The organism is Orrella sp. 11846 (genome assembly GCF_048820935.1).
Taxonomy (GTDB): Bacteria; Pseudomonadota; Gammaproteobacteria; order Burkholderiales; family Burkholderiaceae_B; genus Algicoccus.
Map to the genome: position 1 here is coordinate 1 of NZ_JBMERD010000015.1, position 16,797 is coordinate 16,797.

Annotated in this window: 15 protein-coding genes; 9 read left to right on the forward strand and 6 right to left on the reverse strand. The window is 49.2% G+C overall.

Going from position 1 to position 16,797, the window contains the following annotated elements; genetic code table 11:
* Positions 1-44 precede the first annotated feature (44 nt).
* Positions 45-1,529, reverse strand: coding sequence for an NAD-dependent succinate-semialdehyde dehydrogenase (locus ACOI06_RS11850; RefSeq protein WP_420662799.1), 1,485 nt, complete (start codon positions 1,527-1,529; stop codon positions 45-47).
* Positions 1,530-1,679: 150 nt separating this feature from the next.
* Positions 1,680-2,309 carry a TIGR00730 family Rossman fold protein gene (locus ACOI06_RS11855; protein WP_420662847.1) on the reverse strand — a complete coding sequence of 210 codons (630 nt, stop codon included), beginning with the start codon at positions 2,307-2,309 and terminating at the stop codon, positions 1,680-1,682.
* Between the two features lie 49 nt (positions 2,310-2,358).
* Here ACOI06_RS11855 and polA point away from each other — a divergent pair, with 49 nt between their 5' ends.
* Positions 2,359-5,088 (forward strand): DNA polymerase I, encoded by a 2,730-nt coding sequence (polA, locus tag ACOI06_RS11860; RefSeq protein ID WP_420662800.1) that lies wholly within the window; start codon positions 2,359-2,361, stop codon positions 5,086-5,088.
* A gap of 88 nt (positions 5,089-5,176) precedes the next feature.
* Here the strand turns inward: polA and htpX are convergent, their stop codons facing one another.
* Together htpX and ACOI06_RS11870 are read right to left on the reverse strand one after the other, a co-directional pair.
* The gene (htpX, locus tag ACOI06_RS11865; protein ID WP_420662801.1) at positions 5,177-6,052 is read right to left on the reverse strand and encodes a protease HtpX; all 876 of its coding nucleotides are present in this window, start codon (positions 6,050-6,052) and stop codon (positions 5,177-5,179) included.
* Between the two features lie 84 nt (positions 6,053-6,136).
* The gene (locus ACOI06_RS11870) at positions 6,137-7,294 is read right to left on the reverse strand and encodes an aromatic ring-hydroxylating oxygenase subunit alpha (RefSeq protein WP_420662848.1); all 1,158 of its coding nucleotides are present in this window, start codon (positions 7,292-7,294) and stop codon (positions 6,137-6,139) included.
* Positions 7,295-7,683: 389 nt separating this feature from the next.
* On the opposite strand from ACOI06_RS11870, the gene ACOI06_RS11875 reads away from it, so the two are divergent.
* The 8 genes from ACOI06_RS11875 to ACOI06_RS11910 all read left to right on the forward strand — a co-directional run bounded on the left by ACOI06_RS11875 (position 7,684) and on the right by ACOI06_RS11910 (position 13,939).
* Entirely contained in the window at positions 7,684-8,586 is a 903-nt protein-coding gene (locus tag ACOI06_RS11875; RefSeq protein ID WP_420662802.1) for a polyprenyl synthetase family protein, read from the forward strand.
* A 14-nt stretch (positions 8,587-8,600) separates the two neighbouring features.
* A complete protein-coding gene (dxs, locus tag ACOI06_RS11880; protein ID WP_420662803.1) occupies positions 8,601-10,478 on the forward strand; it encodes a 1-deoxy-D-xylulose-5-phosphate synthase in 1,878 nt (625 codons plus the stop codon).
* Between the two features lie 18 nt (positions 10,479-10,496).
* Positions 10,497-10,736, forward strand: coding sequence for an addiction module antitoxin (locus ACOI06_RS11885; protein WP_420662804.1), 240 nt, complete (start codon positions 10,497-10,499; stop codon positions 10,734-10,736).
* A 167-nt stretch (positions 10,737-10,903) separates the two neighbouring features.
* Entirely contained in the window at positions 10,904-11,281 is a 378-nt protein-coding gene (rpsF, locus tag ACOI06_RS11890) for a 30S ribosomal protein S6 (protein WP_420662805.1), read from the forward strand.
* 24 nt (positions 11,282-11,305) lie between these two features.
* Positions 11,306-11,620: a primosomal replication protein N gene (priB, locus tag ACOI06_RS11895; RefSeq protein ID WP_420662806.1), complete on the forward strand. Its 315-nt coding sequence runs from the start codon at positions 11,306-11,308 to the stop codon at positions 11,618-11,620.
* Between the two features lie 11 nt (positions 11,621-11,631).
* Positions 11,632-11,901 carry a 30S ribosomal protein S18 gene (gene rpsR / locus ACOI06_RS11900; RefSeq protein ID WP_420662807.1) on the forward strand — a complete coding sequence of 90 codons (270 nt, stop codon included), beginning with the start codon at positions 11,632-11,634 and terminating at the stop codon, positions 11,899-11,901.
* A 14-nt stretch (positions 11,902-11,915) separates the two neighbouring features.
* On the forward strand, positions 11,916-12,371 hold the full coding sequence (gene rplI, locus ACOI06_RS11905; RefSeq protein ID WP_420662808.1) for a 50S ribosomal protein L9: 456 nt from the start codon (positions 11,916-11,918) through the stop codon (positions 12,369-12,371).
* A 191-nt stretch (positions 12,372-12,562) separates the two neighbouring features.
* Positions 12,563-13,939 carry a replicative DNA helicase gene (locus ACOI06_RS11910; protein WP_420662809.1) on the forward strand — a complete coding sequence of 459 codons (1,377 nt, stop codon included), beginning with the start codon at positions 12,563-12,565 and terminating at the stop codon, positions 13,937-13,939.
* Positions 13,940-13,954: 15 nt separating this feature from the next.
* Here ACOI06_RS11910 and pdxA read toward each other — a convergent pair whose 3' ends face one another.
* Positions 13,955-14,989, reverse strand: coding sequence for a 4-hydroxythreonine-4-phosphate dehydrogenase PdxA (gene pdxA / locus ACOI06_RS11915; RefSeq protein ID WP_420662810.1), 1,035 nt, complete (start codon positions 14,987-14,989; stop codon positions 13,955-13,957).
* Positions 14,990-14,991: 2 nt separating this feature from the next.
* Positions 14,992-16,782: a PhoH family protein gene (locus tag ACOI06_RS11920; RefSeq protein ID WP_420662811.1), complete on the reverse strand. Its 1,791-nt coding sequence runs from the start codon at positions 16,780-16,782 to the stop codon at positions 14,992-14,994.
* Positions 16,783-16,797: the final 15 nt, after the last annotated feature.

Here is a 16,797-nt window from a genome sequence, read left to right on the forward strand (position 1 = left end):
GACGTTTTTGCTAAAAAGTGGGGCGTCTTGGCTTTACATGGAGTTTAGATACCGCCTAAGCAGACGTATTTCATTTCCAAGAAGTCATCAATTCCGTAAACAGAACCTTCGCGACCCAAGCCGGATTGCTTCACACCACCAAATGGACCCACTTCGCTGGAAATAATCCCTGCGTTTACACCGATAATTCCATACTCCAATGCTTCCGCCGTTTTAAAGATACGGCCAATGTCACGGCTATAGAAGTATGCAGCCAATCCAAACTCGGTGTCGTTTGCCTGACGGATGACGTCTGCATCATCTTCAAAACGAACGATGGGTGCCACTGGACCGAACGTTTCTTCACGCATGCAAACCATGTCGGATGACACGTTGACCAGAACAGTGGGTTCGTAAAAACGGCCACCACGTGAATCAGGTTTACCACCTGTTAATACTTTGGCGCCTTTGCTAACAGCATCTTTGATGTGGTGTTCGACTTTGGCGATGGCTTGCTCGTCAATAAGTGGGCCGGTGGTGGCTTGTGGATCAAAGCCTTCACCGACGTGTAATTGCTCCTCAACGGCTTGAGCTAGCTTTTCGCTAAATGCGTCATAGACCTTGGTGTGAACGTAGAAACGGTTCGTACACACGCATGTTTGACCGGCGTTGCGGTATTTAGAGGCCAAAGCGCCTTGCACAGCAGCATCGAGATCCGCATCTTCAAAGACGATAAATGGGGCGTTACCACCGAGTTCAAGAGATAGTTTTTTGATGGTGGGTGCGCACTGACGCATGAGAATGCGACCCACTTCTGTGGAGCCTGTAAAAGTCAGCTTACGCACGACAGGGCTTTCGCACAGTACATTACCTGCCTTGATTGAGTTGTCGCTGTCAGCGGTCACAATGTTGAGCACACCAGCTGGAATACCTGCCTGATGGGCGAGTTCTGCTAATGCCAGTGCAGACAAGGGAGTTTGCTCAGCAGGCTTGAGAACCACGGTACATCCGGCTGCCAATGCGGGAGCCACTTTACGAGTGATCATGGCATTGGGGAAGTTCCAGGGTGTGATTGCGGCGCAGACACCGACGGGTTCACGCAAGACCAGAATACGTGAGTTGGGCATTGGTGCATCGATGGTGTCACCCATGACACGTTTGGCTTGCTCGGCAAACCATTCGACAAATGAGGCGCCGTAGGTGATTTCACCACGGGCTTCGGCAAGAGGTTTACCTTGTTCAACGGTGAGTAACTTGGCGAGATCTTCTGTGTTGGCCACAATGAGATCAAACCAACGACGCAGGATGTCGGCTCTTTCTTTGCCGGTTTTAGCGCGCCAAGCCGGGAAGGCTTTTTCTGCAGCTGCAATGGCACGTTCGGTTTCAATATCACCCATATTGGCAACTTGCGCAATGGTTTGACCGTTGGCGGGGTTGTCGACATTGAAACGTTGATCGTCTTGTGCCGTTTGCCACTGACCGTCGATATAACCCAATGTTCGAAGTAATGCAGGGTTGTCTAAGGTGACGGGGAAGGCTGTGTCGGACATAGTTGACTCCTATGTGTTTGATTCTTTCAAGCAACTCAGAGAAATCGATGGACGTATCCAGATTGAATGACGCAGCGATTTGCTGAGTTGGTGATTTGTTTTTAATTTGTTGGTGCACTAGTGTAACGCCGTGAACCTCTTTTGTTGATATTAAGACCGAGGCAAACTGCTCTTACGGTGTGAGGTTTCTGTGTGTGTTTTGGCATAACTGACGATCTGCGCGACAATGGTGTCTAGGTTGTCTTCGATTGTGAACAAATCCATGTGATCTGGTGTGATCATGCCCAGTGGCAGCATTTGTTCCCTGATCCAGTCCACCATCCCGCACCAGAATTCGGATCCGACTAGATAGACCGGGCCTTTTGGGAGTTTTCCAGTTTGTATAAGGGTGAGCGCTTCAAATAATTCATCAACTGTTCCAAAGCCGCCTGGCAATGCGACATAAGCGCAGCTGTGCATAAAGAAGGTGGCTTTGCGACCGTAGAAATACTCAAACTGTAAAGCGGTGGTCTGATAACCGTTATCGGTTTGTTCGGCGGGTAATTTAATATTTAAGCCAATACTCGTTCCTCCAGCGTCATAGGCGCCGCGGTTTGCGGCTTCCATAATGCCGGGTCCGCCACCGGCGATGACTGCTAGGCCGGCTTTGGCGAGTTTGTGGCTGAGCTCGTAGCTCATTTTGCAGTAAGGCGAATCGCTCGGTAAACGAGCGCTTCCAAATACGCTGACAGCAGGTCCCAGATCAGCCAGGGTGACCGCGGCTGTCAGCATCTCTGACATAATTTGCGGTACCTGCTTCAATGCAGGCAATGAATTTGAGGTGTTGCTCATGAATAAAACCTTGTTACTTGTTGATGGTTCTAGCTATTTGTATCGTGCGTATCACGCGATGCCGGATCTGCGAAATCAGCAGGGTGATCCCACTGGCGCGCTCTACGGCGTTATTAATATGATGCGAAAAATACAGGAAGAGTTCCAGCCACAGTATGCCGCATGTGTGTTTGATTTTCCCGGAAAGACTTTTCGTGACGAGATATTTACTGACTACAAAGCGAATCGTGAGTCGATGCCTGAAGACTTGCGTGCACAGATAGAACCGATCCATCGTGCGATTGCAGCGATGGGGTGGCCAGTGATTGGTGTGGAAGGCGTTGAAGCTGATGATGTGATTGCGACATTATGTGAGCGCGTCAAGGATATGGACATCGAAACCATTGTGTCGACTGGTGATAAGGATTTGGCTCAGTTGGTGACGCCCAAGTGCACTTTGATCAACACCATGACCGGGGTGCGGATGGATGAGGCCACTGTGGAGGAAACATTTGGGGTGCGCCCAGACCAGATTGTAGATTACCTGATGCTGGTTGGAGATACTGTTGATAACGTCCCCGGTGTGAGCAAGGTTGGCCCCAAGACTGCCGCAAAATGGCTGCAAGCGTATGGCAGTGTTGCGAACCTTCTTGAGCATGCCGATGAAATTAAAGGGGTAGTCGGTCAGAATTTGCGCGAAGTGATGGATCAGTTCCCACTGACGCGTGAGTTATTAACCGTAAAAACCGATTGTGAATTGCCCGAAGAGTTTACGCAAATGGATAGTTTGGCTTTGCGTGAACCCGATCAGGATGCGTTACAGGCTGTGTATGAAACATACGGGTTTCGGACTTGGTTGCGGGAGTTAACGGGTGATCAAACCCGAGTACCGCAGGGTGATAGTCGAGCGGTTGCGCAAGAGGTGCTTGAGGCAGAACCAAAAGAGAGCGTGTATGAAACAGTGACAACGATGGAAGCCGCAAAGGCTTGGTTGGCGCGTTTGCAAAAAGCAGAGCTGGTCGCTTTAGACACAGAGACGACTTCTTTGGATTCAATGACGTCCCGTCTCGTGGGATTTTCTGTGTCGGTTGAGCCTGGGCATGCTTGCTATGTGCCGGTTGGGCATTGTGGACCCGATTTGCCTGAGCAGTTAAGTAAGGAGGATGTGTTGGCGTTATTTGGCCCGTGGTTCTCTGATCCGAAGGCCAAGAAGCTTTTACATCATGCCAAATTTGATATGCATGTTTTAGCGAACGAAGGCATTGTCCTGAAAGGGGTTGAGCACGATACGATGTTGCAGGCTTATGTGCTTGAGTCGCATCGGACAGTGGGGTTAAACGATTTGTCATTGCGCTGGTTAGGGCGTAAAGGCGTCAACTACGAAGATCTGTGCGGAAAAGGAAAAAACCAAATCGGGTTTGAGCAAGTTGCCCTCGACGTTGCAAGTTATTACGCTTGCGAAGACGCAGACTTAACGCTCAGATTACACCAGTTGCTTTACCCACAAATCGAGTCTGAGCAAGGCTTGGAGCAAACGTATCGTTTAGAAATGGCGGTCTCGACGGTGCTTTGGCGTATCGAACGTCAAGGTGTTTCCATCGATGTGAAAGAGCTTAAGTCACAAAGTCAGACGATAGGGGACACCTTGCAGGCACTCGAAACGCAAGCCTATGAGCTGGCCGGGCAACCGTTTAACTTGAACTCACCCAAACAGTTGGGTGAAATTCTATTTGAAAAAATGGGTTTGCCAATTATCAGTAAAACACCGGGCGGTGCCCCATCGACCAGTGAAGATGTGTTGTCACAATTGGCGCTGGATTACCCATTACCCAAAGCTCTATTGGAATACCGAGGTTTAGCGAAGCTGAAATCCACCTATACGGACAAGCTTCCTAAAATGGTCAATTCCCAAACAGGTCGTGTGCACACGCATTACGCACAGGCCTCGGTGGTGACAGGGCGTTTGTCATCTTCTGATCCGAACTTACAAAATATCCCGATTCGCACTGAACAAGGTCGACGTGTACGTCGAGCTTTTGTGTCGGAGCATCCGGGTGGCCGCATTGTCTCAGCGGACTATTCTCAGATTGAACTGCGGGTGATGGCCCATGTGTCGTCAGACCCAGGTTTGCTCAATGCTTTTATGCGTGGTGAAGATATTCACAGAGCCACGGCCAGTGAAATTTTTGGGGTTGCGTTGGAAGATGTGAGTCCTGACCAGCGCCGTGCCGCCAAAACGATTAATTTTGGGTTGATCTATGGCATGGGCGTGCATGGTTTAGCCAATGCACTAGATATTGGTCGTGATGCCGCAAAAGCCTATATTGATCGCTATTTCAGTCGCTATCCAGGTGTGTTGGAATATATGGAGTCCATCAAGGAGAAAGCGGATGAGAAAGGCTATGTTGAAACGGTTTTTGGTCGTCGAATTTGGTTGCCAGACATTAAAGTGAAAGGTGCTAGACGTGCAGCGGCACAACGGGCAGCGATTAATGCACCCATGCAAGGCACGGCTGCCGACCTCATTAAAAAGGCTATGGTCGCTGTTGATCAGTGGTTAGAAACTCGAGAAGACCTTGCGAGTTGCGTCATCATGCAGGTCCATGATGAACTGGTGCTGGATGTACCAGAAGCCGAATTGGCTGAAGTGTGTGAAACCTTACCCAAACTAATGTGCCAAGTGGCTGAGCTGTCTGTGCCGCTGTTAGCAGAAGTTGGATCCGGTGATAATTGGGAGCAGGCTCACTAAGGGCTTGCGAAGTTTCGGTTGATTCATCCGACGTGTTATTTGCGTCGGATGAATCAAGTATCAATCGATCTAAAAAAATCTATGTGATTTACAGTTTTTGAAGTGCTTCAATTCGCTCTTCGATGGGTGGGTGAGTCGCAAAAAATGCACCCAAACCACGTTTTCCACTAATGCCGGAAGCCTCAAAGCTCTGAGGCAATTCACCGGGTGTCAGACCGCCCAAGCGTGCAAGTGCCTTAATCATAGGTTCACGAGACTGCATGAGTCGAGCAGAGCCTTCGTCAGCGCGAAATTCACGTTGACGAGAAAACCACGCCACGATCACGCTGGCCAGAATGCCAAAAACAATTTGGCAGACAATCACGGACACGTAGTAACCAGGTCCTAAGCTGTCACGGTCGTTTTTGAGGATGGCTTTGTCCACGATGTAACCCACGATACGTGCCAAAAACACCACAAACGTGTTCACCACACCTTGAATCAAAGTGAGGGTCACCATGTCACCATTGGCGACGTGTGCGACTTCATGCCCTAAAACAGCAGCCACTTCTTCTTCCGTCATGCTTTGCAGCAAACCGGTTGACACTGCCACCAGCGCACTGTTCTTGAAAGCACCTGTTGCGAAGGCATTGGGTGCACCTTCGTAAATGGCGACTTCTGGCATGCCGATGTGAGCCCGTTCGGCCAATTGCTGAACGGTTTGGACAAGCCATCGCTCACGGGCATTGGCTGGAGCTTGTGGGTTGATGACTTTGGCACCGGTGCTCATCTTAGCCATCGGTTTACTCATCAGTAGGGAAATGATTGCACCCCCAAAGCCAATAATGGCTGAAAAGACTAGAAGGGTCGGAATGTCTAAGCCTTCGTGGGTGAGAAACTGATCGGCGCCCGTGATGCTCAGAACGATACTGAGAACCGCAAGCACAGCGATGTTTGTAATCAAAAAGAGAGCGATACGTTTCATAAATAAGCAGACTCTATAAGTTTAAATTGGGTGATAAGTCGTCTGGGTTGATCTGGCAGATCAGTATTTAATTGGACACATTATTCAGGCGAGTTTGTTGGCCATCATGCGCTCGTACCAACGATGGAAATGCACCATACCATCCTCCATTGGTGACTGATAAGGTCCGTATTCGGCATCACCTCGCTGCATTAATGCGCGACGTCCTGCATCCATGCGTTCGGCGATCTCATCATCCTCAATCGCTGTTTCCATATAAGCAGCTCGCTGGGCTTCCACAAATTCTCTGTCAAATGCGGCAATGTCTTCTGGGTAATAAAACTCAACGATGTTAATGGTTTCTTGCGGTGATTTGGGATAAAGCGTCGAAAGCACCAAGACATGTGGATAGATTTCGATCATATGCGTCGGATAGTAGGTTACCCACACGGCACCGAAATCAGGCGCTTGATCCTGACGATATTCCAGTAGTTTTTCATGCCAAGTCTTGTAAGCCGGACTGCCGGGGTTTGCTAGACCCTGATGGACGCCAACTCGCTGGACACTGTACATGTCACTGAAATCCCATTGCAAATCACTACACGTCACAAATTGACCCAAACCAGGGTGAAAAGGTTCCACATGATAGTCTTCTAAATAGACTTCAATGAAGGTTTTCCAGTTGTAATTGCATTGGTGAACCTCGACATGATCCAAGACATAGTCTTCAAAATTGAACTCTGGGCGTGAGAAAAGCTTGCCAATGTCTTGTTGTGGATCGCGTGGGCCTTCAAACAACAAACCATGAAGGTTGTGGAGAGGCCATTGACGCAAGCTTGCACAGGGTTTTGTCTCAAAATGAGGTGCGCCGATCAGCTGACCATCTGGGTTATAGGTCCAGCGATGCAGTGGGCACACGATGTTGCCGCCAGTGCTGGTCAGGTTGCCTGATAAATGAGTGACACCACTGACGTCACCGGCTTGTCCACCCAGCATCAAGGCTTGCCTGTGGCGACAGACATTTGAGAGCAATTGCACTTGATCTTGTCCGCGTACAAGAATTCGGGCATTGCTATCTTGTGCCAGTGCTCGCCAATCACCTGAATTTGGAACTAGTTTTTCGTGACCGACATATAGACTCGATTGTTCGAATATCCGCTTTTTTTCGAGAGCCAGGATTTCAAAATCAAAATAACTGGTGGCAGTTGGTTGTGTCACGTCGGGTGACAGATTGTTTGAATTGGGATATGTGCCGTGAATCATATTTGCGTTTTTCAATACACTCCTCGCCAACAAAAAACAGGTCAGCCACTTTGCGCTGACGCGAAGATTGATCGGATATCCGAAGAGCCTGAATTATACCTCAGCCTCACTCCAGTTCTGCGCAGACAAGTCCTTGCAAACGCTGATGTTTCTTCACATCGAAGTCGAATAATTTGTTGCAATTAATGACAAAGGATGGTTTGTTCAGGCAGGAATAGTGATTCTTCCCTACAATCACACCTCTGCTTTCGTGATAAACGGACAATAACCTGTCTGATATTCTCGATTGAATGCTTCGGATTCGGAAAGAATGGTGTCAGAAAAGTGTGTTGCTGGCACAAATTGGTTAGCCCATGTGAGATGGTGTGCAGCAAGGAATGAATAAACGCATGCAAACGACAGATTCAAATCGCTGGCTCGAGGAGCGCGCTGAACATATTGATACGGTCTTAGATGACCTGTTGCTACAGCCTGAGGGTTTGCTCTCGGATTTACAGTCGGCGATTCGTTGGGCTTCCTTAGGCGCGGGTAAACGAATTCGCGCTGCCTTGGTGTATGCTTCTGCACAAGCCTGTGCGCCGGTGTTTGATTCGGCCATGAATCAAGCTTTGGATCGCTGTGCTGCAGCTGTTGAACTCATTCACGCCTATTCTTTGATACACGATGATTTGCCGTGTATGGATGACGACGATATGCGCCGTGGTAAACCAGCGACGCATATTCAATTCGGTGAAGCTGTCGCCTTGCTTGCGGGTGATGCCATGCAGCCGCTGGCGTATGAATGGTTAGCGCAGATGCCTATTTCGCCCGCATTGATTGTGCAAGCAGTGCAAACTTTGTCACAAGCCACTGGTGTGCAAGGCATGGCCGGTGGGCAGGCAATTGATTTGGCCAGTGATAGCACCGATCTGGATGAGGCCACATTGGCCTGGATGCATCGCTTAAAAACAGGTGCACTTTTAAATGCCAGTGTGATGTTAGGCGCCATTGTGTGTGGCGCGAGCTCTGTCAAACGTCAGGCTTTAAAAGAATATTCGCAGGCGTTGGGTCTGGCCTATCAAGTGATGGATGATGTCCTTGATGTCGTAGGCGATTCTGCGACTTTGGGTAAGACGGCTGGCAAGGATATGGAAATGGGTAAGACAACTTATGTTAGTCTCCTAGGTGTCGAGCGCGCACGCGCGTATGCCGTTGAACTCCATGAGCAGGCCCTGGCAGCAATTCTGCCTTTGGGCGATGCCGCCCGCAATTTACGAACACTTTCAGCCATTGTTGTGCAGCGCAATTATTAAAAATGAGTCAAGCTATGAATGACGGTCTTCTGGAAAAAATCAATTCACCGGAGGATTTGCGTGAACTAAAGCGTGAACAGTTACCGAAACTCGCTAGAGAAATACGAAAGTTTCTGGTGGAATCTGTTGCGCGCACGGGTGGACATTTGTCATCGAATTTGGGGACTGTGGAACTCACACTGGCTTTGCACTATGTGTTGAACACACCCCATGACCGCATCATTTGGGATGTGGGTCATCAATCCTATCCGCACAAAATTCTGACAGGTCGCCGTGACAAGATGTCAGGCTTGCGTCAAGCGGGTGGAATTTCAGGGTTTCCGAAGCGCAGTGAATCCGAATTTGATACGTTTGGGACGGCGCACTCTTCGACCTCGATTTCAGCGGCGCTTGGAATGGCGGTGGCTTCACGCCAGGCAGGCATCGATCGTCAGCATGTGGCTGTGATTGGTGATGGTGCGATGACGGCCGGCATGGTGTATGAAGCCATGAACAATGCAGGGGTGACGCCAGATGTGAATTTGCTGGTGATTCTGAATGACAATGACATGTCGATCAGTCCACCTGTTGGTGCCTTGAACCGTTATTTGGCTCGTTTGTTATCGGGACAGTTTTACTCAACAGCTAAGCGTATGGGGCGGGCGGTGTTGCAACACATTCCGCCTGTGCTGGAGCTGGCTCGACGTGTTGAAGGCCATGCTAAAGGTTTGATTGCGCCCGCAACTTTGTTTGAAGAGCTGGGCTTTAATTATGTGGGTCCAATCGATGGGCATGACCTAGATGCCTTAATCCCCACACTACAAAACTTGGGGGCGCTCAAAGGACCTCAGTTTTTACATGTCGTCACCACAAAAGGACAGGGGTATAAGCTGGCAGAAGCCGATCCCGTCCTGTATCACGGGCCAGGACAATTTGATCCGGCGGTTGGCATTCAGAAGTCGACTAAGCCTTCTAAACCCACCTTCACTCAGGTGTTCGGACAATGGCTTTGTGACATGGCTGAGCAGGATCCGCGTCTGATGGGGATCACCCCTGCGATGCGTGAAGGCAGCGGTCTTGTTGGTTTTGAGAAGCAATTCCCTGATCGCTATTTTGATGTGGGGATTGCAGAGCAGCATGCCGTGACCTTTGCGGCTGGAATCGCTTGTGAAGGTATGAAGCCGGTGGTGGCGATTTATTCCACCTTTTTACAGCGTGCTTATGACCAATTGATCCATGATGTGGCATTGCAAAATCTGGATGTGACGTTCGCACTGGATCGAGCTGGTTTGGTGGGCGCGGATGGGGCAACTCATGCGGGTAATTACGACATTGCTTTCTTGCGTTGCATTCCGAATATGGTGATTGCCACACCATCTGATGAGAACGAAGCTCGTTTGTTGTTGAGCACCTGTTATCAGTATGAGGGCCCTGCGTCAGTGCGTTATCCGCGTGGTGCCGGAGCTGGTGTGCCGATTACGGCGAATCTTGAGACGGTTCCGGTTGGAAAAGCAGTGGTTCGCCATGAAGGTTCTAAGATCGCATTACTTGTTTTTGGGACTTTATTGCCCAGTGCATTGACGGCTGCAGAAAAACTGAATCTGACTGTTGTCGATATGCGCTTTGTGAAACCTTTGGATGTGCAAACCTTACTGGAAGTGGCGCAAAGCCACCAGGCACTTGTGACGCTGGAAGAGGGGTGTGTCATGGGTGGGGCAGGTAGTGCGGTGACAGAGGCCTTGTCGCAAGCACAGGTTGTGATGCCTGTCTTGCAGTTGGGGTTGCCTGATACATACATCGATCACGGTGAGCAAGCGAAACTGCTGGCCGAAGTCGGCTTAGATGCCAAGGGTATTGAAGCTTCGATTACAGAGCGATTTGCAGAGTTGATGTCGACGCAGACAGCAGCTTGAATTATTTAGGAAGTTCGAATGAACGACAAGTTTGGTGATTTTGTGGATATTCGCTTAGGCGAAAGCGGTATTGTGAACAATGTCGGCAAACTGGTCGTCAGCAAACCAATATGTGACTTGAGTCGGCAAGGCTCAGTGTCTACTGAGCAACAGTTGTTTAAGCTTCTAAAAACAGAATTAAGACGCGCCTACGAAGCTCCAGAAGCTGCATATCAATCGTTGACAGCCGCCGAGATCATCGCTCGCAATCAAATCTAATTGTGATTGACTGAAAACTGTGGGATAATGGCAGGCTAACTTCACTGTTTTTACGGGGAGTTAGTCATCTTGCTCGATTCAGTGATTTGTCTGAAATGATGGTTTGCTGAACGGGCTACCGCTGTCGCAATTATTGTGTGACAGGTAACCACAGGAGTTATATCAACATGCGTCATTATGAAGTTGTATTCATCGTGCACCCAGACCAAAGCGAACAGGTGCCTGCGATGATTGAACGCTACCAAGCGATCATTACAGGTCAGAACGGTAAAATCCACCGTCTGGAAGACTGGGGTCGTCGCCAGTTGGCCTATCCCATTCAGAAATTGGTGAAAGCACATTACGTGTGCATGAACATCGAAAGCGATCAGCCCGCCATGGAAGAACTGGAGCATGCATTCCGGTTTAACGACGCTGTGCTGCGCCATCTCGTCATCAAAACAACAGAAGCGCCTGAAGGTGCATCTGTCATGATGAAATCTGTTGAGCGTGAAGAAGCCCGTAAAGCGCCGGCCGAAACCGCTTCGAACGAGAGCAACGACTAATAGAACTGTTGAGGCTGATGGCGCTTGAATAATCTGATCATTTCCGGTGAGCTCGTAGAACTGGAACCGTTGAGAAATACACCTGCTGGTGTACCGGTTTTAAGTTTTAAGTTGGCACATACGGGGACAGTTGTTGAAGCCAATCATCCCAGACAGATTCAATGTGACATTTCGGTCATTGCAATGGGTGATCTAGCGACGATGTTTCAAACGATGAAACTCGGTACGCAGTTAGAAGTTGAGGGATTTATTGCCCCAGTTCGAAAAGGCGCCCAAAAGTTTCGTTTACATGCAGCAATGATCCGAACAGTCCAATCCAATTCAAATACGAACAGTTAAAGGTGTCCAACATGGCATTTGCAAAACGCAGGGACAGAAGAAGATTTACTCAGCAGAATCCGCTTTTTAAGCGTCGTAAATTCTGCCGTTTCACAGCCGCTGGTGTTAAAGAAATCGATTACAAAGATGTCGATACACTGCGCGATTTTATTCAGGAAAATGGCAAGATCATTCCTGCCCGTTTGACCGGTACGAAAGCACACTTTCAGCGTCAGCTGGATACAGCGATCAAACGCGCACGTTTTCTGGCATTGTTGCCGTTTACTGATAACCACAAGTAATCGGGAGATTCGATATGCAAATTATTCTTCTTGAAAAAGTGGTGAATCTGGGTGATCTGGGCGATGTGGTTAAAGTTCGCAGCGGTTACGCACGCAACTACCTGATCCCCCAGCAAAAAGCCCGCCGCGCAACACCAGAAGCACTTAAAGAGTTTGAAGCTCGCCGTGCAGAAATCGAACGCGCTCAGGCCGAACGTTTGGCCGCAGCACAAGCGCTGGCAGCACGTCTGGAAGACTTGGTGATTACCATGTCCGAAAAAGCGGGTGTGGACGGTCGTTTGTTTGGTTCAGTCACTCACATGGATATTGCATCGAAGCTGGCAGCCGCTGGTTTTGAGGGCATTACCAAGAGCCAAGTCCGTGTTGTGGAAGGTGCCATCAAAGCGATCGGCGATTACACCGCAGAATTGTCTCTGCACCCTGATGTAGTGGTTCAGGTCAGCATCAAAGTGGAAGGCGATCTGGTATAAATCGGAGCTTTCACTCGATGTAACGTCTGTCAAACAGCACGCTTTGCGTGCTGTTTTAGTTTAAGCGTACTAAAAAGTCTCGCGTTTAAATAAATCTTTCTGAAAGATGGAATCCTTTCTCAAGCGAATCGTATCCTGTCGATGGATGTTATTCTTTTAAGGATTCTATATTTGTGTTCTTAGGGCGCCTTATGAATTTACCTGTGCAAGAAGCCGATCTCGAATACCTTCGGGTCCCGCCGCATTCCATTGAGGCAGAACAGTCTGTTCTAGGGGGCTTGTTGCTGGATAATGCCGCATTTGAACGCATTTCTGATGTCCTAAGCGAAGAGGATTTCTATCGCCAAGATCATCGACTCATTTGGCACCATATCTTCCAACTGATTAACCTTACACGCCCAGCGGACGTGATTACGGTGCATGAATCACTAGAGAGTGCAGGTAAGTCTGACCTCTCAGGTGGATTGGCTTACCTCAACTCACTGGCGCACAACACACCATCGGCTGCCAATATCCGACGTTATGCAGAAATCGTGCGTGAACGGGCGATGTTGCGTAAGCTAGTGTCTGTGGCTGATGAAATTGCCGATATGGCACTGAATCCGCAAGGAAAAGAAGCGAACCAACTCTTAGATGAAATTGAGGCGCGCGTCTTTAAAATCGCTGAGGAAGGTTCTCGGGGCGAGCAAGGGTTTCAGGAAATTCAGCCCTTATTGGCACAGGTTGTAGAGCGAATTGATGAGCTGTATCACCGTGAGGGCGATTCCGACATCACGGGTATCCCGACTGGCTTTATCGATCTAGATCGCATGACGTCTGGCTTGCAACCTGGTGATTTGGTCATTGTGGCGGGTCGACCATCGATGGGTAAAACATCGTTTTCAATGAACATTGCGGAGCAAGTGGCGATTGAGCAAGGCTTGCCAGTCGCGGTGTTTTCAATGGAAATGGGTGCGGTCCAATTGGCCATGCGCATGATTGGTTCAGTGGGCTTGCTGGATCAACACCGGATGCGAACCGGTAAGCTCAGAGCCGATGACTGGCCCAAGCTTACGCATGCGGTTGAGCGCATGGAAAGTGCGCAGCTTTATATTGATGAAACCCCAGGCTTAAACGTGGTTGAGTTGCGTGCACGCGCACGTCGTTTGTCACGTCAATGTGGGCGCCTCGGTTTGATTGTGATTGACTATATTCAGTTGATGTCCACCACCGGAAAACGCAGTGAGAACAGAGCCACTGAAATTTCTGAGATTAGCCGTTCACTGAAAAGTTTGGCCAAAGAGTTAGATTGTCCAGTGGTTGCCTTGTCGCAGTTGAACCGCAGTCTAGAACAACGTCCGAACAAGCGTCCTATCATGAGTGACTTGCGTGAGTCGGGTGCAATTGAGCAAGATGCTGACGTGATTTTGTTTATTTATCGAGACGAGGTCTATAACCCGGACTCTCCGGATAAAGGCACGGCAGAAATCATTATTGGTAAACAACGTAACGGACCAATTGGAACTGTGCGTTTGACCTTCCAGGGCGAGAGCACGCGCTTCTTGAACTTCTCTGCAGTTGGTTACTAAAAATTGACTGCTTTGTTATCCGTTTAAGCGATGCTGAGAAAGCTGATCAGCCATGACGAGGGCGTGGTAGAGTGACGCTTCGCTGGCAATGCCTTGAGCTGCAATGTCAAACGCGGTGCCATGATCAACGCTAGTTCGCACAAATGGCAATCCTAAAGTGACATTGACGCCTTCATCGAGTCCCAGATACTTCACAGGAATGAGTCCCTGGTCGTGATACTGCGCGACCACGACATCAAATTCACCTTGTCGAGCACGTGCAAAAATGGTGTCACCTGGGTAAGGACCACTCACATTGATGCCCAACGTCTGTGCCTTTTGAATGGCGGGCATGATGATTTCGATTTCTTCTCGACCAAACTGACCGTCTTCACCCGCATGTGGATTGAGGCCTGCCACGGCAACTCGTGGAGATTTAAACCCCAGTTGTTGTCCAGCCTGATGCGCAAACTCTATGGTTTGTAACTCTTTGTCAAAGGTGATTAGATCAGGGACACGTCGGATAGATTCATGGATCGTGACCAACACCACACGTAAACTTGGATTGGCTAGCATCATAGCTACCGGTACATGACCGCTGTAGGCGGCCAACATTTCAGTATGCCCAGGAAATGGAACGCCAGCTAAGGCCATGGCGTGCTTGTGTAAGGGGGCGGTGACGATCGCTCGAATATCACCAGACAACGCATCTTTGACAGCTTGTTCGATACAAGCGTGTGCACAAGCACCAGCTTGCGCACTGATTTGCCCAAGTGTCACTTCATCTGAAACTTGACTCGTTTTGAGAACAGGGATGACTGCGGGTTTCGACTGATGACTTGATGTCTCAGAAAGCTGTGTCAGTTCGCGAGGTGAGTCTATGGTTCGGATCTCACAATCTAGCTGCAGCCATTTGGCTGTTTTTTGTAGCCAATCGGGATCCCCATAAACGACACAAGGCCAAGGCTGTGGTTTGGCCAGTAGCCTCACAATGATCTCTGGTCCGATGCCAGCCGGATCACCCATGGTAAAGCCAATGGGTGTGAGGGTTTCAGAAGAGTGCTCAGTCATGATTAAAGAATATCTGCCGCATAGTCTGCCAAGCGCGAGCGCTCGCCACGTTGCAAGGTGACGTGCCCGGCGTGAGGCCAGTCTTTGAATCGATCCACGACATAAGTGAGGCCAGAACTGCTTTCGGTCAAATAAGGGGTATCAATTTGAGCAATGTTGCCTAGACAAACGACTTTGGTGCCCGGACCTGCCCGAGTGATCAGTGTTTTCATTTGCTTGGGTGTCAGGTTTTGGGCTTCATCGAGAATAAGGAATTTTTTCAGGAAGGTGCGCCCTCGCATGAAGTTTAATGACTTCACTTTAATTTTGGACTGGATCACTTCCATGGCAGCATTCTGACCCCAAGTGGGCTCCTGATTGTCAGGTCGGGCGTTTAAGACTTCTAGGTTGTCTTCCAACGCACCCATCCAGGGTTGCATCTTTTCTTCTTCAGTGCCGGGTAAAAACCCGATGTCTTCAGCGACAGGTACGGTGACCCGGGTCATGATAATTTCACTGTAACGTTGAGTTTCCAGAACTTGCGTTAAACCTGCTGCTAAAGCAAGCAGTGTTTTACCTGTTCCAGCCTGGCCTAGTAGTGTCACAAAATCGCAATCGGGATCCATAAGCAAGTTGAGCGCAAAGTTCTGCTCCTGGTTTCTGGCCATAATGCCCCAAACATGATTCTTTGCGTGTGAATAGTCACGTAAAGTGGCCAGAACGGCAGTTTGACCAGCGATTTCACGAACTTGCACAAACAGTGGAACAGCCGTTTTGATGTGCAGGAACTGATTGACATGGAGTTGTGCGCACAATGGACCATGGATCCGATAAAAGGTCATGCCGTCTTGTTGCCATGATTCGACGTCACTAATTTGCTGGCTCCAGAAATCCTCTTCAAAGGCTTGCACACCGGTGTAGAGAAGATCCGTGTCTTCCAAGACATGATCGTTGTAGTAATCCTCCGCGTTTAAGCACAGTGTTTTGGCTTTTAAACGCATGTTGATGTCTTTGGATACCAACACGACAGCGCGCTGTGGATCGGCTTGTGTGAGCGCCTGTACAACCGCCAGAATCTGATTGTCGGCTTTAGCCATCGGAAAATCTGCGGGAAGCGTTTGACTTAACCCTTTTGTTTGAAAAAACATCCGACCGCTGGCATTACCGTGTCCAAGCGTGTCCAGAGGAACACCTCGCTCAAAATCATCGGGTTGATTGACTTCGCTCACCAGGTCATTGAGCCAGCGACTGACTTGACGGGCGTTGCGAGCGACTTCAGACATGCCTTTTTTCTGCTGATCAAGCTCTTCGAGCGTGGTCATGGGCAGGTAAATGTCATGTTCTTCGAAACGAAACAGGCTGGATGGATCATGCAAAAGGACATTGGTGTCCAACACGAACAAAGCTGGCTGACCTTCGCGACGTTCAGTTGGATGTACGACGCGTGGTTTAGTGGCGATCACAGCGGGTGTGTTTGCTGGCGTGATAGGGGTTGAGGTGATGGAATCCGGACCTGTTGTCTGTGTGTCAACAACCTTTTTGGTTTTTTTAGCTGATGTCTTTGAGGTGGTTTTGCTGGCAGCTTTTGTAGTGGTTTTTGTGGCAGTTTTGGTCGCTGTTTTGACAGCCTTTTTAGCGGCTGTCTTGATTGCTGGTTTTGAAGCAACGACGGTCTCGGTGCTCATATCAGCAGTTTTGATCGCTTTTTTAGCAGCCGTTTTTTGACTGGGTTTCTTCGCTGTTTTAGCGAGCTTGGGCAGCGCATCAATATCCAGCAAGGTGGCAGGCTTTGAGGGCATTTTTGGTAAAGGCATAATCAGTGACTCATC

Bases quoted from the DNA above. Each gene is read 5' to 3' on its own strand.
- ACOI06_RS11850 (WP_420662799.1), bottom strand. From the start codon at position 1,529: ATGTCCGACACAGCCTTCCCCGTCACCTTAGACAACCCTGCATTACTT.
- ACOI06_RS11855 (WP_420662847.1), bottom strand. From the start codon at position 2,309: ATGTCAGAGATGCTGACAGCCGCGGTCACCCTGGCTGATCTGGGACCT.
- polA (WP_420662800.1), top strand. From the start codon at position 2,359: ATGAATAAAACCTTGTTACTTGTTGATGGTTCTAGCTATTTGTATCGT.
- htpX (WP_420662801.1), bottom strand. From the start codon at position 6,052: ATGAAACGTATCGCTCTCTTTTTGATTACAAACATCGCTGTGCTTGCG.
- ACOI06_RS11870 (WP_420662848.1), bottom strand. From the start codon at position 7,294: ATGATTCACGGCACATATCCCAATTCAAACAATCTGTCACCCGACGTG.
- ACOI06_RS11875 (WP_420662802.1), top strand. From the start codon at position 7,684: ATGCAAACGACAGATTCAAATCGCTGGCTCGAGGAGCGCGCTGAACAT.
- dxs (WP_420662803.1), top strand. From the start codon at position 8,601: ATGAATGACGGTCTTCTGGAAAAAATCAATTCACCGGAGGATTTGCGT.
- ACOI06_RS11885 (WP_420662804.1), top strand. From the start codon at position 10,497: ATGAACGACAAGTTTGGTGATTTTGTGGATATTCGCTTAGGCGAAAGC.
- rpsF (WP_420662805.1), top strand. From the start codon at position 10,904: ATGCGTCATTATGAAGTTGTATTCATCGTGCACCCAGACCAAAGCGAA.
- rpsR (WP_420662807.1), top strand. From the start codon at position 11,632: ATGGCATTTGCAAAACGCAGGGACAGAAGAAGATTTACTCAGCAGAAT.
- rplI (WP_420662808.1), top strand. From the start codon at position 11,916: ATGCAAATTATTCTTCTTGAAAAAGTGGTGAATCTGGGTGATCTGGGC.
- ACOI06_RS11910 (WP_420662809.1), top strand. From the start codon at position 12,563: ATGAATTTACCTGTGCAAGAAGCCGATCTCGAATACCTTCGGGTCCCG.
- pdxA (WP_420662810.1), bottom strand. From the start codon at position 14,989: ATGACTGAGCACTCTTCTGAAACCCTCACACCCATTGGCTTTACCATG.
- ACOI06_RS11920 (WP_420662811.1), bottom strand. From the start codon at position 16,782: ATGCCTTTACCAAAAATGCCCTCAAAGCCTGCCACCTTGCTGGATATT.